The 18,659-nt window shown below is 34.2% G+C and carries 24 protein-coding genes; 1 reads left to right on the top strand and 23 read right to left on the bottom strand.

Going from position 1 to position 18,659, the window contains the following annotated elements; all coding sequences use genetic code 11:
• Positions 1 to 49: 49 nt before the first annotated feature.
• The 23 genes from KCG49_RS00805 to KCG49_RS00695 all read right to left on the bottom strand — a co-directional run bounded on the left by KCG49_RS00805 (position 50) and on the right by KCG49_RS00695 (position 17,589).
• A complete protein-coding gene (locus KCG49_RS00805) occupies positions 50 to 412 on the bottom strand; it encodes a nuclear transport factor 2 family protein (protein ID WP_218544279.1) in 363 nt (120 codons plus the stop codon).
• Positions 413 to 698: 286 nt separating this feature from the next.
• Positions 699 to 2,003, bottom strand: a complete 1,305-nt coding sequence (locus tag KCG49_RS00800; protein ID WP_218544278.1) for a cryptochrome/photolyase family protein — start codon at positions 2,001 to 2,003, stop codon at positions 699 to 701.
• Positions 1,996 to 2,460: an SRPBCC family protein gene (locus KCG49_RS00795; RefSeq protein ID WP_218544277.1), complete on the bottom strand. Its 465-nt coding sequence runs from the start codon at positions 2,458 to 2,460 to the stop codon at positions 1,996 to 1,998. The genes KCG49_RS00800 and KCG49_RS00795 overlap by 8 nt, the downstream gene beginning before the upstream one ends.
• Positions 2,457 to 2,927 (bottom strand): TspO/MBR family protein, encoded by a 471-nt coding sequence (locus KCG49_RS00790; protein WP_218544276.1) that lies wholly within the window; start codon positions 2,925 to 2,927, stop codon positions 2,457 to 2,459. The genes KCG49_RS00795 and KCG49_RS00790 overlap by 4 nt, the downstream gene beginning before the upstream one ends.
• Positions 2,928 to 2,934: 7 nt before the next feature.
• Positions 2,935 to 3,102 carry a Lacal_2735 family protein gene (locus KCG49_RS00785; protein WP_218544275.1) on the bottom strand — a complete coding sequence of 56 codons (168 nt, stop codon included), beginning with the start codon at positions 3,100 to 3,102 and terminating at the stop codon, positions 2,935 to 2,937.
• 5 nt (positions 3,103 to 3,107) lie between these two features.
• Positions 3,108 to 3,647, bottom strand: coding sequence for a glutathione peroxidase (locus KCG49_RS00780; protein ID WP_218544274.1), 540 nt, complete (start codon positions 3,645 to 3,647; stop codon positions 3,108 to 3,110).
• A gap of 3 nt (positions 3,648 to 3,650) precedes the next feature.
• Positions 3,651 to 4,334 (bottom strand): SDR family NAD(P)-dependent oxidoreductase, encoded by a 684-nt coding sequence (locus KCG49_RS00775; RefSeq protein WP_218544273.1) that lies wholly within the window; start codon positions 4,332 to 4,334, stop codon positions 3,651 to 3,653.
• A gap of 7 nt (positions 4,335 to 4,341) precedes the next feature.
• A complete protein-coding gene (locus KCG49_RS00770) occupies positions 4,342 to 4,569 on the bottom strand; it encodes a hypothetical protein (RefSeq protein ID WP_218544272.1) in 228 nt (75 codons plus the stop codon).
• A gap of 3 nt (positions 4,570 to 4,572) precedes the next feature.
• On the bottom strand, positions 4,573 to 5,265 hold the full coding sequence (gene folE / locus KCG49_RS00765; protein ID WP_218544271.1) for a GTP cyclohydrolase I FolE: 693 nt from the start codon (positions 5,263 to 5,265) through the stop codon (positions 4,573 to 4,575).
• 55 nt (positions 5,266 to 5,320) lie between these two features.
• Entirely contained in the window at positions 5,321 to 5,683 is a 363-nt protein-coding gene (locus KCG49_RS00760; RefSeq protein WP_218544270.1) for a TIGR03643 family protein, read from the bottom strand.
• Positions 5,680 to 6,111: a hypothetical protein gene (locus KCG49_RS00755; RefSeq protein ID WP_218544269.1), complete on the bottom strand. Its 432-nt coding sequence runs from the start codon at positions 6,109 to 6,111 to the stop codon at positions 5,680 to 5,682. The genes KCG49_RS00760 and KCG49_RS00755 overlap by 4 nt, the downstream gene beginning before the upstream one ends.
• Positions 6,112 to 6,335: 224 nt before the next feature.
• Complete coding sequence (locus KCG49_RS00750) at positions 6,336 to 7,829, bottom strand: cryptochrome/deoxyribodipyrimidine photo-lyase family protein (protein WP_218544268.1); 1,494 nt, start codon at positions 7,827 to 7,829, stop codon at positions 6,336 to 6,338.
• 164 nt (positions 7,830 to 7,993) lie between these two features.
• Entirely contained in the window at positions 7,994 to 9,478 is a 1,485-nt protein-coding gene (locus tag KCG49_RS00745; RefSeq protein WP_218544267.1) for a cryptochrome/photolyase family protein, read from the bottom strand.
• 83 nt (positions 9,479 to 9,561) lie between these two features.
• A complete protein-coding gene (locus KCG49_RS00740) occupies positions 9,562 to 10,866 on the bottom strand; it encodes a DASH family cryptochrome (protein WP_218544266.1) in 1,305 nt (434 codons plus the stop codon).
• A complete protein-coding gene (locus tag KCG49_RS00735) occupies positions 10,839 to 11,000 on the bottom strand; it encodes a DUF2256 domain-containing protein (RefSeq protein WP_218544265.1) in 162 nt (53 codons plus the stop codon). The genes KCG49_RS00740 and KCG49_RS00735 overlap by 28 nt, the downstream gene beginning before the upstream one ends.
• An 87-nt stretch (positions 11,001 to 11,087) precedes the next feature.
• A complete protein-coding gene (locus KCG49_RS00730) occupies positions 11,088 to 12,509 on the bottom strand; it encodes an SDR family oxidoreductase (protein WP_218544264.1) in 1,422 nt (473 codons plus the stop codon).
• Between the two features lie 138 nt (positions 12,510 to 12,647).
• Positions 12,648 to 13,280 (bottom strand): flavin reductase family protein, encoded by a 633-nt coding sequence (locus KCG49_RS00725; protein ID WP_218544263.1) that lies wholly within the window; start codon positions 13,278 to 13,280, stop codon positions 12,648 to 12,650.
• 1 nt (position 13,281) lies between these two features.
• Positions 13,282 to 14,592, bottom strand: coding sequence for an ABC1 kinase family protein (locus KCG49_RS00720; RefSeq protein ID WP_218544262.1), 1,311 nt, complete (start codon positions 14,590 to 14,592; stop codon positions 13,282 to 13,284).
• Entirely contained in the window at positions 14,593 to 15,249 is a 657-nt protein-coding gene (locus KCG49_RS00715; RefSeq protein ID WP_218544261.1) for a TetR family transcriptional regulator C-terminal domain-containing protein, read from the bottom strand.
• A 99-nt stretch (positions 15,250 to 15,348) separates the two neighbouring features.
• Positions 15,349 to 16,032, bottom strand: a complete 684-nt coding sequence (locus KCG49_RS00710; protein WP_218544260.1) for an MIP/aquaporin family protein — start codon at positions 16,030 to 16,032, stop codon at positions 15,349 to 15,351.
• A gap of 99 nt (positions 16,033 to 16,131) precedes the next feature.
• The gene (locus tag KCG49_RS00705; protein WP_218544259.1) at positions 16,132 to 16,767 is read right to left on the bottom strand and encodes a low molecular weight phosphatase family protein; all 636 of its coding nucleotides are present in this window, start codon (positions 16,765 to 16,767) and stop codon (positions 16,132 to 16,134) included.
• A gap of 11 nt (positions 16,768 to 16,778) precedes the next feature.
• Positions 16,779 to 17,246 (bottom strand): DUF6428 family protein, encoded by a 468-nt coding sequence (locus KCG49_RS00700; protein WP_218544258.1) that lies wholly within the window; start codon positions 17,244 to 17,246, stop codon positions 16,779 to 16,781.
• Between the two features lie 10 nt (positions 17,247 to 17,256).
• Positions 17,257 to 17,589 (bottom strand): ArsR/SmtB family transcription factor, encoded by a 333-nt coding sequence (locus KCG49_RS00695; RefSeq protein ID WP_218544257.1) that lies wholly within the window; start codon positions 17,587 to 17,589, stop codon positions 17,257 to 17,259.
• Positions 17,590 to 17,761: 172 nt separating this feature from the next.
• Between KCG49_RS00695 and KCG49_RS00690 the strand changes: the two genes are divergently transcribed.
• Positions 17,762 to 18,610 (top strand): DUF2911 domain-containing protein, encoded by an 849-nt coding sequence (locus tag KCG49_RS00690; RefSeq protein WP_218544256.1) that lies wholly within the window; start codon positions 17,762 to 17,764, stop codon positions 18,608 to 18,610.
• Positions 18,611 to 18,659 lie beyond the last annotated feature (49 nt).

Genomic DNA, 18,659 nt, shown 5'->3' with positions numbered 1-18,659 from the left:
GTTATAAGACATTGCTTTACACTTTTTACTTTACATTTAAACACTAAATCTATTCCATTAAATAGAAGAATTGTTCGCTAACAATTTTCCCATCGTCGACACCAAATACGGCAACTTCTTCCATTTGTTGTCTACCTCTGTCTTTAAAAGTAACATCGAAAGTCATTTTAGTTGTAAAATGGTTTCCTGCGACAACGGGTTCGCTAATGTCTCCGCCGTGCCATTCTGCAACATTGTCTAGCCATTTTTTGTTTTTGTTCCAAACGTCTTGTCTTCCAGTAGTGACTTCCCCAGGCATTCCGGGCATCTCTCTACTGGTTACATTTTCTGCGTATAGCTCGTTAACGCACTCTAGGTTTTTACCTTCGGCGCACATTTGATGCCATTTTTTAGCAACATCCCAAGTACTCATATTGTTTTGATTTTTAATTAGTGGATTAAATTTAACTAAAAGCGTCGTGACATTATCTTAAAAGAATGTTAGAAATTGATATTAAAAAACTGACCTGATTTGTTTAGGGTTTAAATAATAGTTAAGAAAAGAAAAAGCCCTGAGGCTAATCAGAGCTTTTAAAATTGTTTATTGAAATGGTTATTTCGATTAAGACTTGGCAAGTCTTAAATTTCTTAACGTCATATTTTTTTAATTATTGTCTATATTGTTAATAAAATAAAATAAAATCATTTCATTTTAAATGTTAATTTAATGCTGATTTGTAAGTTTTTAAACAGCGTTCTCTAGCAGCTTTATGTTCTACCATAGGTTGAGGATAGGTTAACTCCTGATAATCGGGAACCCATCTTTTGATGTATTCATGTTCTTTATCGAACTTTTGAATTTGTGAAGTTGGATTAAAGATTCTAAAATATGGAGCGGCATCTACTCCAGAACCCGCTACCCATTGCCAGTTACCAACATTGCTGGCCATTTCATAATCGTGCAGTTTTTCTGCAAAATAGGCTTCGCCCCAACGCCAATCAATCAAGAGATGTTTACAAAGAAAGCTTCCGACAAGCATTCGGACTCTGTTGTGCATAAAACCAGTTTCATTCAATTCTCGCATACCAGCATCAACCAAAGGGTAACCCGTTTTGCCTTCGCACCATAACTTAAATTCATCTTCGTTGTTTCTCCATTCAATCCTATCGTATTTAGATTTGAAGGCTTTGTCTTTGGTATGAGGAAAATGCCATAAAATTTGCATAAAAAACTCGCGCCAAATTAATTCTTGCCAAAAGATTTCGTTTTTTTCTGCAATTGCCTTTTTCATCATTTTACGAACGCTAACGGTTCCAAAGCGTAGATGTGGACCTAAACGGGATGTAGCATCTTTTGCTGGGAAATTTCGAGTTGCTTCATATTGCTGAATCAAAGTTGGTGTCACTTCATAAGGAGCAATCTCTTGTGAAGATTTTTCGAACCCTATATCGGACAAATTCAGATTAGGTAATCTCGAATGCTCTACCAAATTGTCTAAATAATTGTTTGTGTAAAAAATTTCTAAATCTATGGTCTTGAATTTTTCTTTCCAAGTACGCATGTATGGTGTGTATACAACGTAAGGATCACCATCTTTCTTGACGACTTCATCTTTTTCAAAAATAACCTGATCTTTATAGGTTTTGAAAGTGATGCCATTTGCTTCTAGAAAGGATTTAATTTCTTTATCACGTTCCCTAGCATAAGGTTCATAATCATGGTTAGTGTAAACGGTTTCTATATCGTAATCCTCAACTATTTGTTTGTATATAGCAATCGGTTTTCCGTGGAACATGGCAATACTGCTTCCGTGTTCGTCCTGAAGCGTTTGTCGCATGGTCTGAAGTGTTTCATGGATAAAAGTTACCCGTGCATCATCTTTGGGAAGTTTGTCTAAAATTTCTGAATCAAAAATAAATATTGGTAAAACAGTATGGTCTCCTTTCAAGGCTTCATAAAAACCTTTGTTGTCGTCTAGTCTTAGGTCTCTTCTGAACCAGAATATGTTAACTTTTTCACTCATACTTTCCGAATAATTCCTCTAACTTTTTAGTCCTATAGTTAAAGATTTCTTCCAATTTTGGTTTTACCAAAAATGGATGAACCATCTGACCTAGAATTCCCATAGGAACTTTATAATCTATAATGTCTTCCATTTCTATACCACCTTCAATTTCTTTAATGAAATGTTTGTGGTGCCACAGCGCATAGGGACCAAAACGTTGTTCGTCAACAAAATATTTTTTGTCCTTAACATGGGTTATTTCTGTAACCCATTTCGTTTTTATACCTAGAACTGGTGTTACAATATATTGAATAATTTGACCTGGAAACATAGGTCTATCTGCACCTGAAAGAATATTAAAGCCCATATAATCTGGCGTTATGGTCTTTAGGTTTTTTGGACTGGATAGGAACTCCCAAGCTTCATCTATACTTATTGGTAGATTTTGTTTTTTATGTAGGGTGTAAATTTTCATAGGTAATTATTTAATAGAATATAGGCATTTAAAGACGTGGCAATGCAAAGCCAAATAAGGTAAGGGAGCAATAAGTATTTTGCCCACTTTAATCTGTCGTGTCTAAAGGTGATGAAGAAATAAAGTATGGTCAGTGTTAATAAGATTAAAACAATTAATCCCACATTAACCATTTTTTGGTTAAAGAAAAACCAGTTCCAGCTCATATTTAGCAGCCATGCAAATAAAAAGACAAACCAAAGTGTTACTTTTGATCGCTCAATAAATAGCTCAGCTAAATAGTAAGAAAAGCATAACATTATTGTTGTCCATGCAAAACCAAATACCCATCCAGGTGGTGTCCAAGGAGCTTTATTGAGATTGTTATACCATTCACCGGTAACGGCATCTCCCATAAACCAATTGCCAATAGCTAGGCCACCAAAATTGATGATTAAAAAAATAATGAAATAATACCCTTTTTTCAAAACAGATCTATGCTTTAATAGCTTCTATACGTTCTAGAATTTTCTGTGCTTCGGCATATTTTTTGTCACTTTCTGCTCGGTTTGTAGTAGACAATTTGTGCCAATCTGCCATGAGTTTTTCGTATTGTTTTTGAAGCTTGTCTAGTTCTGAGGTTTTTTTAAATAATCCGAACATGGTCTTTATTTTAAATGTTTTGTAATCCTTGAATTCATAGGTTTGGTAATAGAGTAGAAGACGTCTAAAAATTCTCCATCTTTATCTACTAAATACTTTTGAAAATTCCATTTTACTGTAGAATTCTGTTTCCCATTAATAGCTTTGGTCGTTAACCATCGATATATAGCATGTTGATTAGAACCCTTAACATCAATTTTTTCAGTAATTAAAAAGGATACGCCATAATTAACTTCACAGAATTCCGTAATTTCATTAGAGTTGCCAGGTTCTTGCTTTCCAAATTGGTTGCAGGGTACACCAATTACAACTAATTTATCTTTATAAGTTTCATGGAGTTTCTGTAAATCTTTGTATTGTGGAGTAAATCCACATTTTGACGCAACGTTGACAAATAAGATGTACTTACCCTTAAATTCTGATAGGTCGATTGGTTTTCCCTGAAGACTATTGATTTTTATATCGTAAATAGACTCAGATGCTTTTTGAACAACATTCTTATCTGTCGTTGTTAAAGTACTAACAAATGCTTTTAATGGATTCATGGTCTATATTTTGAAACTTACAATCCCACAGTCCATTTCAAAGATTTGTCCTGATAAAGATGCTGCTTTTTTAGACAATAAAAATGTTGCCATATCAGCAACTTCTTCTGGCTGCAAGTATTTTTTTAATGGATGGCGTTCATTCATGTTTTCTATCATGCGTTCATTGCGCAGTAGCTTAGATGCTAAATCAGTATTTGTTACGGTTGGTGCAATGGCATTAACTCTAATGGTTGGTGCTAATTCAGCACCCAGAGATTTTGTTAGACCTTCTACGGCAGATTTTGATGCAGCAACACTAGCATGAAACGGCATTCCTAATTTTGCTGCCACAGTACTAAATAGAAGTATGGCTGGTTTGTTGCCGTTCTTTAAAATAGGAAGATACTTCTGTACTGATTTTACAGCCCCAAGCACATTGATTTCAAAATCACTTTTAAAATTATCAATACTCAGTCTGTTTATAGGTTTAAGATTGATGCTGCCGGGACAATATACCAAGCCGTCTGCAGATTCAATCTCTGGCAATTCATCGTTCAACACATTGCAATTATAATGTGTTAAATTTTCGTGAGATTGTTCGGGAGATGTTCTGCTGATGTTTATAACCTTTTGCGAGGGAAGCAAAGATGAGACGATTGCATTGCCTATACCTTTGCTTCCTCCGACTACTATAATAGTGTTCATATTCTATTTACGCTGCAGTTAATGGACGGCCTTTTAATCGTTTTTCAATTTTTTGTTTGATAACGGTTAAACGTTTCATTAAGTCCATTAATTTGGCATCTTTCTTTTTCTTGTAAATTTCATTTACTCCAAGGATAATTTCCTTAGCTTCTCTTGCGGCTAAGATTCTGTCACTTGTTGTTTTGAATGAGAACTTTCTGTTTTCGAATTCATCTGCTCTTTGTAATATATCCATAGCTTAATTATTTATATAGTTTTGTAATTCTGCGATTTTTTCTGAAGTGTTAAACTCACCTCCATAATATGTTGTTACCGTTGCTGAGGTATCATCTTTTACACCTCTAGAAGAGACGCATAAATGCTTTGCGTCAATAATAACTGCAACATCTTCAGTTTCTAAAACTGTTTTGAGTTCGTTTGCGATTTGGTTTGTTAAGCGTTCTTGTACTTGTGGGCGCTTTGCATAATATTGTACAATACGGTTTAACTTAGAAAGCCCAATAACTTTACCTGATGATTTGTAAGTAATGTGAGCTTTACCAATAATTGGAACAAAATGATGCTCGCAATTAGAATAAAATGTAATATTCTTTTCTACCAGCATTTGGTTGTACTGGTACTTGTTGTCAAAAAGTGCAACCTTTGGTTTGTTATCTGGGTCTAATCCTGAAAATATTTCTTCAACATACATTTTTGCAACACGATCTGGTGTTCCTTTTAACGAGTCGTCAGTAAGGTCTAAGCCCAAAACATCCATTATTTCGGAAAACAGTATTGAAATTCGTTGCTTTTTTTCGTCATTAGACATATCAAAAGCATTGGGCTTCATAGGTGTATCTAGACTTGTAAATAGATGGTCGTCTCCTATATCTTCAACAGTAAAACCGTTAAGCGGATGCCCATTTTGTTTGGAAATTGTTTTTGTGCTCATTGAATCTTTTTAATGTGCTGTCTTTAAGTACTCCAAGCTTAAATCAAAGCACGTGTTAACGTTTTGAAATAGAGTTGTTTGCTATTGTTCTTTGACGCGAACACTTAAATCTGCCTTTGTCAAACGTTCTTTTTTTACTCGATAGTCGAGATTTATTTATGCCAATATTTTCTACAAAATCAAGATTTGTTTCTTCTAAATAGCGCGTTTGATTGCACCTTAGTTTCTTGTGTTTTGTGGCTCTTCCTTGCACACGTTCTCTCCACATTCTAAAGCTGCTTAGCTTCATTTCTCTCCTCATTAAATCAATGACCTCTTGCTCTTTTAAACCGAATTGGAATGTAATTGCTTCAAACGGTGTTCTGTCCTCCCATGCCATTTCTATAATACGATCAATGTCCCTTAAATCTAAATTCATACACTCTGTGGCATTGCAAATTGCATATCGTATTTAACTTTTTCATCGAGTAATTTATCGAAGAATCTTTTGTTTTCTTTGAAGGTTTTACTGTTTCTAAAGTGAATAAATCGTCCTTGTGCATGTAAGCTCGAACCGTTTACTTTATATATTACCAATTGATAATAAGGTATGATCCACGTAAAATTGTTTAATCCTTGATTAATCATTATCATGATACCCTTTGGACGTAATTCTATATTAGCATAATTTATATCTGACACTTTGTTCATCATGTTCTGCATATTAGGACTTACTTCGTCAATAATCATGCGTTTAGAACCTATACCTTTCATTTTCAATTTCTGTACCAAACTATAGGGACTGCCAATTAGGTCAGCTATAATTTGTTTGTGCTCAGGGTTGTTATGCGTAGTATTTAATATCATTACATCGTAAATATACAAAATGTTTAATTTTTTATTTAAAAAGTTAAACAAAAATTAACACAGAATTAAGAATGCAAGAAAAGTTAAGTTTGGTTTCATTGTGAGCAGTTGTCAGTTCGAGTGATTTCAAGTTTTATGAAACTTGAAATTGTATCGAGAATCTATTTTTGCAAACATCTCGATACAATTTTTATACTTCAGAATCACTCGATGAGACTATCTTTTTATTCATTTCTAAGCATTCGGTTTCTATCACTTATGGTATGTCGTTTAAGGATCCTTAAACTTTCACGAACTACTTCAGGGTCTTTTTTCATATTCCAGAGGATTTCACTTGCACGTTTACGATTCTCCTTAATATCAACAATGGGTTGAGGATAATCTTCACCAAGTTTAAAATTATAAAATGCCTTTTCCATTTCTGTCATAAGATAAGGCTCGTGTACAAAAGGAGTATCTAAATTTGCTAACTCTGGAACCCATTTTTTTATAAATGTGGCATCAGGATCGTGTTTAAGGCTATTGGTTGTAGGGTTATAAACACTCAAGTTATTGATTCCGGTTTCTCCGGCTTGCATTTGTAATTGAGGAAAATGTATGCCAGGCTCAAAATCTAAAAATTGCTGCGATAGGTGTGTGGTAGCTGCTTGCCAAGGTTGCCATAGAATGTGGGTAAAGAAAGAAGCTAGCATGGCACGCATTCTAAAATTAACATAACCAGTTTCGTTTAAACAGCGCATGCTGGCATCGACTAAAGGAAAACCGGTTTTGCCTTCTTTCCATGCATTTTGATAGTCATCAGAAATGCTCTTTTTAAGTTTGTGATATCCTTTATTTACACTGGCATTCTCCATGGTATGCTCCATTTCAAACTTTTGGATGAAATGCGCTTGCCATCGCAATCTGGACAAAAATGCACCTATATGTCGTTTATCGTTGGTCTTTTCTTTTATTGCTTTTCCTTTTTGAAAAACTTGACGTATAGATAGGTTTCCCCAAGCAATATAAGGTGAAAGTCTACTACAACTTGTGCGTGATGCCTCTGGTTTTGATATGTTGAACATATAGTCGTTATGACGACTCTCAAAAAATGAATTGGCATACTTCCAAGCTGTAGAACTTCCACCTTTTTGAAATTTTGTTTCGGAAGGAGTATCTAAATTGGTTACTGTAAATAGTTTTTCTAAAGTTTCGATTTCATCTTTATGTAATAGTTGATCGGTTTTGGGTTGAAAAACTTCAAGCTTTTGATTCATATAGTCTTCCCAATTTTCAAACCAATTTTCTCTGTTTATTAATCCACGCTCAACACCATTATTTTTGCTTTCTTTCCATTCAATAAGGTTATTTCGGCAATAGCGTGTAAATTCCTTATCCCTGTTGTAGGTTACTAACAATCCAGTTTCGACATGTGAGTAAATGGCATTAACCTTATAAAATTCTTGAATGAGATTAAATGTACTTTGTATATCGCAATCAACAGATAAAACCTTTGTCTGATGAGCCTCTAGTTTAGTGTTTATATCTCTTATGGATTCTTTAATGAAATTGAAATGACGCTCATTATAATGTTTATCATTAAGTAAGATAAACTCAAAGGCATAAAGGATAAGCGTACGTTTTTTGGATTTTAAAGCATTTGCAATGGCCTCGTTATCTTCCAATCTTAGGTCACGTTTTAACCAAACGACGTTAATATGTTCTTTGTTTTTTTTCAATTACTTTAATTTATATACTTCTCGAAACGTTTTTCTTGTACTTCAAAAAACACTCAAAGTGACATAATTTCTCAGTCGTCAGTTCGGATGAATTTCAGACTTCTATCGAGAACTACATCTCTATTGATGCAATGTTTAATATTTCTAAATACCTTAGCATAACGTTAGTTTTTATCTAGTTCATTTAAAAACTGCTCTGCATTGTTAAAGTGGTTTTTCAAGGTTTCTTTTTTCATTTTATCCAAGTTGCCCAATAGCATTCCTAATCGAGGGTTGCCTGAGAAAAAATCACGATGTTTGTCCATGAAGGCCCAAAATAAACCATCCCACGTGTCTTGCCAATCTCCTTTAGAATAGTTACTCATCTTCATAATATAATTGCTACTACTGATATATGGCTTTGTTGACATGAGGCCACCATCTGCATACAAGCTCATGCCATAGACATTGGGTACCATAACCCAATCATAGGCATCGATAAATAATTCCATAAACCACTTATAGACCTCATCTGGATCAAATTCGCACAGTACCATAAAGTTGCCAAGTATCATTAAGCGCTCTATGTGATGTGCGTAGCCTGTTTTCAAAACTTTTTTAATAACGTCATCAACGGGTTTAATACCAGTGGTGCCGTCATAGAATGATGTGGGTATTTTTCTATTGAAATCCCAAAAATTCCTTGTACGTTCTTCCGTGCCTTTTGCTTCGTAAACCCCACGGATAAATTCCCTCCAACCAAGTATCTGCCGCACAAATCCTTCTATCGAATTTATAGGAACATCATTTGATTTTCTGTAATCAATCGCTTTTTCAATCACTTCTAACGGGTTGAGTAACCCAATATTTATTAATGGTGAGAGTATGCTATGATTTAAAAAATGCGCTTCTTTTACAATGGCATCTTCGTATGCGCCAAACTCATCAAAGCGCTGTTCAAAGAATTGTTGTAACCAATTTTCGGAAGATTTAAAATCGATGGGGTAAATTGCAAATTCGGTGAGTTTACCATAATGATCACTGAAATTAGAATGTACGTAGTCCTCAGCCTCCTTGTGATATTTTGTTTTATCAGGAAACTGAATGTTTGGTGGTATTTTGTTCTTAGGATACTTTTTGCGATTATCAGAATCATAAGTCCATTTCCCACCTTCTGGTTTATCAGAAACCATTAAAATATTACGTTTTTTTCGTTGATCTTTATAAAATGAGGTTTGAAAGAATTTCTTTTTACTGGGTTTAAAAAATGTACTGAGATTTTCCTTAGAGTTTATAAAAAGCGGATTGTTATACCACTCAATTTCTATGGTTTTAGAAACTGCATTAATGTGCTTTTGCAGCCAATTGTCCGTTGGGTCTATGACATAAAGTTTTCTAACGCCATTATCAATAAGATTAGGGATGAGCTGTCTCACATCACACAATTCTGATGTGGCTTCAATATAGTTAACGGTTTTGCCTTTGTTTTTTAAATAATTAGCATAAGCCTTCATGGAAGCTCTGTGAAAAGCGATTTTTTGTTTATGGAATTTATAGTGCTTAAAGAATAGAAATTCTTCAACAAGATAGATGTCGGCATCAATATTGAGAATTGGTGAATCCTTGAAGAGTTGATGTGGAAATAATAATATGACTTCTTTCTTTTTCATTTTTAAGTTTTATATTCTGCAAGGTCTTTAAGTCCTTGTAGGTATTCAATTAAGACCTACAAGGTTCTGGAATCCTTGAAGGTCTAGAATAGACTTGGTTGCAACCAAAGATTTCTGAATTTTCCTTTGGTATCATAGCGTTCGGCCTGTAATTGTACATTGAATTTCCTATTCCTTGGATCGTTGCCAACACCTGCCACGTACATCCAATTGCCATAATTGCTATGTACATCATAGTCTAGCAATAATGATTCAAAATACGAAGCGCCAATACGCCAATCGAGCTCTAATTCTTTAGCGAAATATGAAGCTACATTTTGGCGACCTCTGTTGCTCATCCAGCCCGTTTCTTTTAGTTCAACCATATTGGCATTAACAAAATCAGAGGGAGTTCTACCATTTATCCATCGTTCTATTTGGGATTGATTTGTTGACCATTTATAATCCTTTTGAAGTATACCTTCTAGCTTAAAAATTTGATTACTATACTTCATGGACACATATTTAAAATAATCGCGCCAAATCAGTTCAAAAATGAGCCAATAGGTCGATTGGTTTTTAAAATGTTCTTTTTCAAATTGTTTAACATTCCAATAGATTGTTTTTGCAGAAATGCTGCCATTTGCCAACCAAGGAGAAAGTTTAGAACTGTAATCTACACCAACCAAACCGTTTCTTGTTTTTTTATAAAACCCTAGCTTTTTAGTGTTGAAGAAATAATCATTAAGCCTTTTTAAAGCTTTAGTTTCACCACCTTTAAAAGGAAACGCTGAATGTGGGTGCATTTTAAATTCCTCAAAACCTAAGTCTGATAATGTAGGTATGGCTGTGTCATTTTCTATTCTATTATCATTAGTTTGCTTTTTCGTTTTTACCTCTTGACGTATTGGCACATGTTTTTCTAACTTCTTTCTAAATACTGTAAATACTTGTGGTGTTTTGGTAGCTTCAAAATTGATGTCACTTGGATGAAAGAGAAATTGATTGTGAATATCATGCCAATTGACATCTTCTATTTTTGCCTTCACCAAATTTTCAGTATCTACTTCTTCTTGTGTCCATTCCTTTTGAAGGTAAATATCAGTTATATGATATCTTTTGTAAATTTTTGGAATAACAACTTCGGGCAGATCTTGAAAAATCAACAGGTCTATATTTAACCGGTTCAGCTGTTCTTTTAAGTCTTGAATGGTTTCAATTAAGAATTTGGCCCTGAATTTTTCTGTCTTTTTGAATCCAAACGTATCGACTTTAAATTGTCTTGGGTCAAAACAGTAAACACCAATGACTTTATTGCCATTTTTACAAGCTTCATTTAAAACAGCATTATCAATGGTTCTCAAATCATTTCTGAACCAGATTAAGTTTGTTTTTTCTGTCTTCTGCATTTTTCGCTACAATATTTTATGTTTTCCCAATCTTTTTCCCAATCTTTTTCCCATTTCTTTCGCCAACTGAAAGGACGTTTGCAAACGGGGCATATTTTTTCTGTTAGATGTTGTTTTTTTATTCCTTTTGGCATTTTTCGTTCTTATCCTGCAAGGTCTTAGGTACCTTGTAGGTATTTTTTTAGACCTACAAGGTTTTGGAAACCTTACAGGTCAGTATATCATTTTGGTTCTACTAGTGCGTTAATCATTCCTTTAAAAACAAAAGCATGAAATGGTAGTACCATATACCAATACAATCTTCCCCAAACACCTTTTGGCCTAAATACAGCACGCTGATACAATTTATTTTTAACTATTTTAAATTCTAGCCAAGCTTCACCAGGCAGTTTCATTTCAGCAAATAATAAAAGTCGTTTTTCTTTTTTGTCTGCAAACAAAACACGCCAAAAATCCAGTGGATCACCAGGTTCTAAATAAGTGTCGTGCGTTCGCCCTCTTCGTAAGCCAACTCCACCGAAAAGCTTATCTACATAACCTCTTATTTTCCATAGGCCATTATAACTGTACCAACCGTTGCGACCACCAATTCCCCAAATTTGATTTAATGTAAATTCTTCATCTTTTATGTTTCTGGATCTTACATCTTTAAAGCAACCGTATTGTGGCAACTCAATGTGTTTTGATAATTGATCTTTAAAAACACCACTGCTAACGGCATCTTTCCAGCTGGAAACCACAGAATTTTGTTGAATACGCTGAAATGCCAAATCCACAGCTTTTTTGTAGGTCATGGGCTGAATATCTATATGATCATTTATATCACTTGGTTTGCCAATCACCTCCACTTTCATACTATCGACCAAAGCTTGCGCCAATTGAAACGATGTTGAAGTTACAAAGTACAACCAGTAAGACGATAGTTTAGGTGTTAGCACTGGCAGCGTATAGATGTAGCGTTTAAGGCCGCGTACTTCAGCAAATTGCAACAACATTTCTTTATAGGTCAATATTTCTGGCCCGAAAATATCATAAGATGTATTGTAAAGTGCTTCCTTGCCCAATGCGCCAGATAGATAGGTCAGTACGTCTCTTATGCCTAAGGGTTGTGTCTTGGTGTTTAACCATTTTGGGGTAATCATAAATGGTAACTTTTCTACAATATCTCTAATGATTTCAAAGGAGGCACTTCCGCTTCCAACTATAATTCCTGCCCTAAATGTTGTTAAGGCGTATAGGTCTGATTTTAGAGTTTTTTCAACTTGTAATCGCGATTTTAGATGCTTAGATAAAGAGTCGTCATTTACTATTCCACTGAGATAAATAACCTGTTTGCAGTTGGTTGCCTCAACTAAGTTTTTAAAATTCTTAGCGCATTGCCTTTCCAAAGATTCAAAATCATCCGTATTTGTTGCCATGGAATGAATAAGGTAATAGGCGACATCGATATCTTTTGGAATTTTATCGGGCTCAGGGCTTAAGAAATCCATTTTAATAAAAGAGCATAAAGGATGTTCTTCTATTTCATCAGGGATACGGTTCACATCACGGACGCAACAAATAAGCTCGTGTTCAGCTTCGAGAAGCTGAAGTGCAAGTCGTTTGGCAATATAACCTGTTGTGCCTGTTATGAGTATTCTCATTTATAATTATTCCTATGTCGTCAATTCGAGTGCTTTGACTTTAGGAAAAGTGTATCGAGAATATTTTTAGTTAAAAGGTTCTCAATACATTTTTTGTTCATTTACATTTTACAAAAAATACTCGAACTGACATAAAAATTAAGTTTTTACAAATTCAGCCTTAGGCCGTTGGTATTCTAACCGTTTCTTTAGCTCTGGTATAGCGTAACCATCTAGTCCATTAATGGTAGCTACTTTTCCTTTTGATAAGTTGATGAAACCATCTTTTTCCAATAAAACATCAGGAACATAAAGTTTTTCGATTTTACCAATCAATAAGATGGTATTATTGGCCTTTATAGGATATTCTTCTACAAAGCTCATAGCAAGTTGTACAGGACATCCTTTAACAAATGGTGCCAAGAAATTGTCTTTGTATTCTTCTTTTAAAGTGGTCACATTGAATTCTGAAATGGACGCATCATACTTTGCTGATGTATGGTGTGCATCTTCTAAAATATCATCATAAATATGATTAAGTGTATATTTTCCAGTAGTTTTGATATTATCGTAGGTGTTTCTGATAACTGTTGTTGGCCTTAAGAAAAAACCGAGCAAACTAGGATTAGAACCCAAATGTGTCACCGAACTAAATACGGCCACATTGCTATTTCCAAATTCATCTTTTGTGCCAATTAGATTAGCAGATTTATAACCGGAGCAACTATTGATTAAGTTGATGCGGTACAAATGATGCATTTGGTTAATATCTTCTAAGCTAAATTCGGCCATTCTAAAGATTTAAAAAATTGTTGATTTTAACGTTCTGAGCTTTTAAGTCGAACATTAAATTATAAAGACCAAAAAAGGTACGATTGATATAGATAAAATGTTTAGATCCTCTGTTACCGTTCATGTTACGTAATTCTGTACTTTTTGAATATTTTTGACCCATTTCTGCAACTTGGTTAAAAAATTCAGGATTAGAAAAGTCAAATTCTTCATTCTGAAAAGGCTCAGTAAATAGACTTAGCAATTCATGAAACATGGATGAAAAGAATTTTATTTCCTCTTCAGAATCATCTTTTCGAAGTATTTCTAATTGATACATTTTTTGGGTAAATGCCTCATGGTTATCAATACATTTTTTGTCGGCCAGCTCGAAATAGGGTTTGTAAAAATCTTCAGGAATAGATTTCATGCATCCAAAATCGAGAGCGATTAAATTCCCTTCTTCAGATATTAAAAAATTCCCGGGATGTGGATCTGCATGCACCTTTTTTAATCTGTGGATTTGGTACATGTAAAAATCCCACAAGGCTTGCCCTAATCTATTTGATGTGTCTTGATTGGTATTTTGTGCTACAAATTCAGAAAGATGTTTACCTTTCATATAGTCCATAGTTATGATACGTTCAGACGAATAATCTTCATAGTAATTTGGGAACTTTATATTTGGAATGTGCTTACAGGCTGCAACAACAGCTATGCTTTGTTCAATTTCTAGCAGGTAATTGGTTTCTTCAACCAGTTTATTTTCAACTTCTTTGAAATATTTATCCGAATCTTTTCCTTTAATATTAAACATTTTTATAGCTATTGGTTTTACCAAAGCTAAATCGGAAGCGATACTCTCCGCAACTCCAGGGTATTGGATTTTCACAGCAAATTTTTTCCCATCCTTTTCTGCAATATGGACTTGCCCAATGCTTGCAGCATTGACCGAAGTTGCGTTGAAAGTATCAAATAGTTCATCGGGATGTTTCCCAAAATACTTTTTAAATGTTTTTATAACTAATGGCGGTGATAATGGCGGAACTGAAAATTGTGATAGGGAAAACTTCTCAACATAGGCTTGTGGCAATATGCTTTTCTCCATACTTAGCATTTGAGCTACCTTTAGTGCACTACCTTTTAATTTTTTAAGGCTATCATAAATGTCCTCTGCATTATTTTGATTGAGGCGTTCTTTGGCTTCTTCTTTGGGGTTTACCATTTTGTCTCCGTAATACTTTAAATAGTTAACTCCAACTTTTGCACCAGTAGAGACAAGTTTAGAGGCGCGAGAAATTTTTGTAATTGGTATACTGTCGATTGTCTTCATTTAGCTCATGTGCATTTTTTCCTTGTACAAAAACTTACCTAGGTCTACCAAGCTTTTATAAGGTGTTGTGTCAATAAGATCGAAACTGGCTCTTACAGATTTTTCGATAAATATATCTGTCTTTTCAAAAGAAGGTGAGGTGTCTTCCGTCCAAAATTTTATGGTTACTAATAACTGTAGCCAAGCAGATTCTTTTAGACTCCTATTCTGAATTTTAGTCAATTGATCTTGCTTTAAATCAATTGTTTTGATATTGAGATGTTCAATATAATTTGTAAAACGTTTTTTGAGATGGGCTAAAGTCTTTAAATATTTTAAAGAACTCTTATTATCACCAAGCGCATGTACAACATAGCTTCTGTTAGCAGTTAATATCTCAAAAAAAGTATAATAAAAACTCAGTAATTTGTTACGTGCATCAAAGGTTAGATAATCTTCACTTTTTTCTAATACTGCATGGGCATTATCAAAAAAGATTTTGAAAATAGACTGTTCTAATGAATCAAAGGATGAGAAGAACTCGTAAAACTTCTGTTCTTCCATGTTGTTGTCTTTTGCAAAGGCGTATACTGACTTTGGTTGTTCATTGTGGATTAATACATAATCCATGTAAGCACTGATAATATCCTCTTGAGAAATAGATTTTTTCTTTGCCATTATAATTTATTTATAATGTAAAGATATAAATTGTTTAACTATTTTGTAATTAAGTTAAACAAAATTTAACAAGAAAATGTGAGTTAATCTAGCTAAATTTTAACAATCTTTATCGCAACAATTATCATCTTTTACCAATTTACAGCTCACAACTGCTAACAAAGCACCAATGAATGGTGCTGTAAGATAAAGCCATAGATGCTGGATGTTACCAGAAATAATAGCCGGCGCAAGAGATCTAGCAGGATTCATAGAAGCTTTAGTCATTGGGCCTGCAAACATGGCTTCTAAAAGTATAACTGCACCTACTGCAATGGCAGCCATAGTACCAATTTCTTTACTGCCTGTAGATACGTTTATGATGACTACCATTAAGAAAAAAGTTAGTAATAATTCTAGAATAAAAGCTTTGTAAGGCTGAAAACCTTCGGCGGGATAAGTATGTCCGAAACTTTCACTTTCTGGAAATAAAACCCACAAAATACCAATGGCCAAAAAGACACCAATGGTTTGAAATAATAGATATCTAGGAACTTTTTTCCATTCAAATTTTTTTGCGAAAGCAAAAGCTACAGTAACAGCAGGATTGAAGTGTGCACCAGAAATTTCGCCAAAAGCATAAATCATGGTCATAACAATAAGTCCCCAGGTTATGGCAACACCAACATGTGTTATGCTTCCGCCAGTGATTTCATCTACAGTCATAGCTCCACAGCCACAGAATACCATAGCAAATGTTCCGATGAGTTCGGCAATTTCTTTTTTACCCACGTATTTTTCCATTTGTTTTATTGTGTTTGTGAACCTTCGATTTCATTTTATTCCGAATTTATTTTCAGAATTTTATAATCGAGAATCAATTAAACAAAACAGGTTTGATGCTTATTTATGTTCAATATTTGAAAAGACATATTTAAGTTCTGTTGCAATTTGAAGGCTTCGTTCCTTATACTTTTCTTTTTGTTGCGGTGTGTCGTCAAAAGCTTTTGGGTCTTCAAAAGTTATCGGAATGCGTTTTTCTGCACCAGGAACAAAAGGACAAGCTTCATTTGCAGAATCGCAAGTCATAATTGCCGCAAATTCTGATTTTGGGTTAAAATCGTCATCAAGTTTTTTTGAAAACCCTATTATGGGATGTGCATTTTCAGCATATTTAATACTATAAATAGGATTGTCATTTTCTGAAATGATTTTTATTTGAAAACCCGAATTTTTCAATGTTTCAGAAGCCATTGGGAAAAGTGCTGTTGCTTCAGTTCCACCAGAATAGCAATACACGTTTTTAATATTAAAATATTGCGCCATGGTTTGCGCCCAAACTTGTGATAAATGGCTTCTTCTTGAATTGTGGGTACAAATAAAGTTGATACGAATTTCTTTAGCGCTATCAACTTTCGTTTGAATGAACTCGGTTAGCGGTTGCAAAACTGCCTTGCGTTCTTTGGAAATAGTTTGAATATTCAATTTCTTAATTGATTTTTCTATTTCCGAAAATAGGATTGTTTTTGTAGTTGTCATTTTTATGAGCTTTAGCAACAATTTCCATCTGGTGAACAACAAGGTTCGTCACTCAAATCAGATAGTTTTATTTTTTGTTTTTCTACTGGGATACCACATTTATCTTTTGCCAGACAATCGGTTTGCTTAGTGGTTAGCAAGAAGTTTTTTCCATCAAAATCAACTCCGAATTTTTGAATGGTATTGCCTTGGTATTCTACTTCTATCTCTCTATTTTCAAGTTCTAATACCTTTTCAGATAACTCAATGATATTCAATAACTTTTCTGGGTGTAACCTGTGGTTATAATCATTCGCTTCCCAAAGCTGAAAGTTAACCACTTCTTCATGCCTAACAGTTCCGCCACAATCAATGAAGTCTTTCGTAATTCTTCCAACTTCTGTAACGTGAAAATGATTAGGAACTAATGTTCCGTTTGGTAATTTAAAGGCTATGGTTTCTAGCTGATTTAATTTCGATTTTAATTCTAATAGTTTCATTAATAAATGTTTAGCAACAATTAATATTTTCGTTTAGGTCTTGGTTTAAAAATTCACTGACAATGGTCTTCATCTTGGACCAATTGTCTTTATTGATACAGTAACAAATACTGGTGCCTTCAATATTGCCTTTTATGAGACCTATATTTTTAAGTTCTTTAAGGTGCTGAGAAATCGTTGGTTGGGCTAGGCCTATTTCTTCAACTAAATCACCACAAATGCAAGAATTTATTTTGAATAAATATTGCAAAATAGCAACCCTGGCAGGATGTCCGAATGCTTTTGCGATATTTGCTATTTGATTTTGTTCCTCAGTAAAGATCTCACTTTTTGTTAGCCCCATATTGTTATATATTATTATATTGCAATATTACGATTAATAAATTGGAAATGATATAATTTTAATTGAAAAATTACATGTTCTTAATTCCATTTTAAGGAATTGTTAACACACAAGGCATAGGTTTGGTCGTATCTTTATCGCACTAAATAATAAACACTTAACACTAGACAAAATGAAGAAATTAGTACTTTTTGCATTTGCGTTAACTTTAATGTTTTCTGTAAATGCACAGGTTGAAACACCTCAACCAAGCCCTATGACTAAAATAGAGCAGAAGGTTGGTTTAACTGACGTTACCCTGGAATATTCTCGCCCGAGTATGAAAGGAAGAAAAATATTTGGCGATTTAGTTCCATATGGCAAAATGTGGAGAGCTGGCGCAAATAAAAACACAATGATTACTTTTGGTGATGATGTAACTATTGATGGTAACAACTTAAAAGCGGGTTCTTATGCGATTTTTATTTCTCCAAACGAAAACAATTGGGATGTAATTTTTTATTCGGACACCAATAACTGGGGAACGCCAAGGGAGTGGGACGACTCTAAAGTAGCAGCTAAAGTTTCTGCTAAAACATATAAAATGCCAATGGACGTAGAAACTTGGACCATAGGCTTTGATGATTTGACCAATAGTTCTGCGAACATCGGGTTTATTTGGGAAAACGTCTATGCTGCTGTAACCTTTAAAGTACCAACAGAAGAAAAGGCAACGGCATCGATTAATAAGGTGATGAATGGTCCTTCAGCTGGTGATTATTACTCAGCTGCTGTCTATAAACTAAGCGAAGGTAAAGATTTGGATAAGGCTATGCATTGGATTGATAAAGCGGTCGATATGACAAAAGACCAACCACGTTTTTGGTATTTAAGACAACAATCTCTAATCCATGCAGCTAATGGTGATAAAAAAGGCGCAATAGCTGCTGCTAAAAAATCTCTTGAAGGAGCTAAGAAAGCTGAAAATGCAGATTATGTAAAGATGAATAAGGAATCTTTAAAAGAATGGGGAGCGATGTAATTTTGGATTTTAGATACGCTTCGTTTTTTAAACATTAGAATATTTATTA

The sequence above is a fragment of the Winogradskyella luteola genome (assembly GCF_019203985.1).
Classification (GTDB): domain Bacteria; phylum Bacteroidota; class Bacteroidia; order Flavobacteriales; family Flavobacteriaceae; genus Winogradskyella; species Winogradskyella luteola.
Note: the sequence above shows the minus strand (reverse complement) of the source record. Positions and strands in the feature narration are given on the sequence as shown.

Bases quoted from the DNA above. Each gene is read 5' to 3' on its own strand.
- KCG49_RS00805 (WP_218544279.1), bottom strand. From the start codon at position 412: ATGAGTACTTGGGATGTTGCTAAAAAATGGCATCAAATGTGCGCCGAA.
- KCG49_RS00800 (WP_218544278.1), bottom strand. From the start codon at position 2,003: ATGAGTGAAAAAGTTAACATATTCTGGTTCAGAAGAGACCTAAGACTA.
- KCG49_RS00795 (WP_218544277.1), bottom strand. From the start codon at position 2,460: ATGAAAATTTACACCCTACATAAAAAACAAAATCTACCAATAAGTATA.
- KCG49_RS00785 (WP_218544275.1), bottom strand. From the start codon at position 3,102: ATGTTCGGATTATTTAAAAAAACCTCAGAACTAGACAAGCTTCAAAAA.
- KCG49_RS00780 (WP_218544274.1), bottom strand. From the start codon at position 3,647: ATGAATCCATTAAAAGCATTTGTTAGTACTTTAACAACGACAGATAAG.
- KCG49_RS00775 (WP_218544273.1), bottom strand. From the start codon at position 4,334: ATGAACACTATTATAGTAGTCGGAGGAAGCAAAGGTATAGGCAATGCA.
- KCG49_RS00770 (WP_218544272.1), bottom strand. From the start codon at position 4,569: ATGGATATATTACAAAGAGCAGATGAATTCGAAAACAGAAAGTTCTCA.
- folE (WP_218544271.1), bottom strand. From the start codon at position 5,265: ATGAGCACAAAAACAATTTCCAAACAAAATGGGCATCCGCTTAACGGT.
- KCG49_RS00760 (WP_218544270.1), bottom strand. From the start codon at position 5,683: ATGAATTTAGATTTAAGGGACATTGATCGTATTATAGAAATGGCATGG.
- KCG49_RS00755 (WP_218544269.1), bottom strand. From the start codon at position 6,111: ATGATATTAAATACTACGCATAACAACCCTGAGCACAAACAAATTATA.
- KCG49_RS00745 (WP_218544267.1), bottom strand. From the start codon at position 9,478: ATGAAAAAGAAAGAAGTCATATTATTATTTCCACATCAACTCTTCAAG.
- KCG49_RS00740 (WP_218544266.1), bottom strand. From the start codon at position 10,866: ATGCAGAAGACAGAAAAAACAAACTTAATCTGGTTCAGAAATGATTTG.
- KCG49_RS00735 (WP_218544265.1), bottom strand. From the start codon at position 11,000: ATGCCAAAAGGAATAAAAAAACAACATCTAACAGAAAAAATATGCCCC.
- KCG49_RS00730 (WP_218544264.1), bottom strand. From the start codon at position 12,509: ATGAGAATACTCATAACAGGCACAACAGGTTATATTGCCAAACGACTT.
- KCG49_RS00725 (WP_218544263.1), bottom strand. From the start codon at position 13,280: ATGGCCGAATTTAGCTTAGAAGATATTAACCAAATGCATCATTTGTAC.
- KCG49_RS00720 (WP_218544262.1), bottom strand. From the start codon at position 14,592: ATGAAGACAATCGACAGTATACCAATTACAAAAATTTCTCGCGCCTCT.
- KCG49_RS00715 (WP_218544261.1), bottom strand. From the start codon at position 15,249: ATGGCAAAGAAAAAATCTATTTCTCAAGAGGATATTATCAGTGCTTAC.
- KCG49_RS00710 (WP_218544260.1), bottom strand. From the start codon at position 16,032: ATGGAAAAATACGTGGGTAAAAAAGAAATTGCCGAACTCATCGGAACA.
- KCG49_RS00705 (WP_218544259.1), bottom strand. From the start codon at position 16,767: ATGACAACTACAAAAACAATCCTATTTTCGGAAATAGAAAAATCAATT.
- KCG49_RS00700 (WP_218544258.1), bottom strand. From the start codon at position 17,246: ATGAAACTATTAGAATTAAAATCGAAATTAAATCAGCTAGAAACCATA.
- KCG49_RS00695 (WP_218544257.1), bottom strand. From the start codon at position 17,589: ATGGGGCTAACAAAAAGTGAGATCTTTACTGAGGAACAAAATCAAATA.
- KCG49_RS00690 (WP_218544256.1), top strand. From the start codon at position 17,762: ATGAAGAAATTAGTACTTTTTGCATTTGCGTTAACTTTAATGTTTTCT.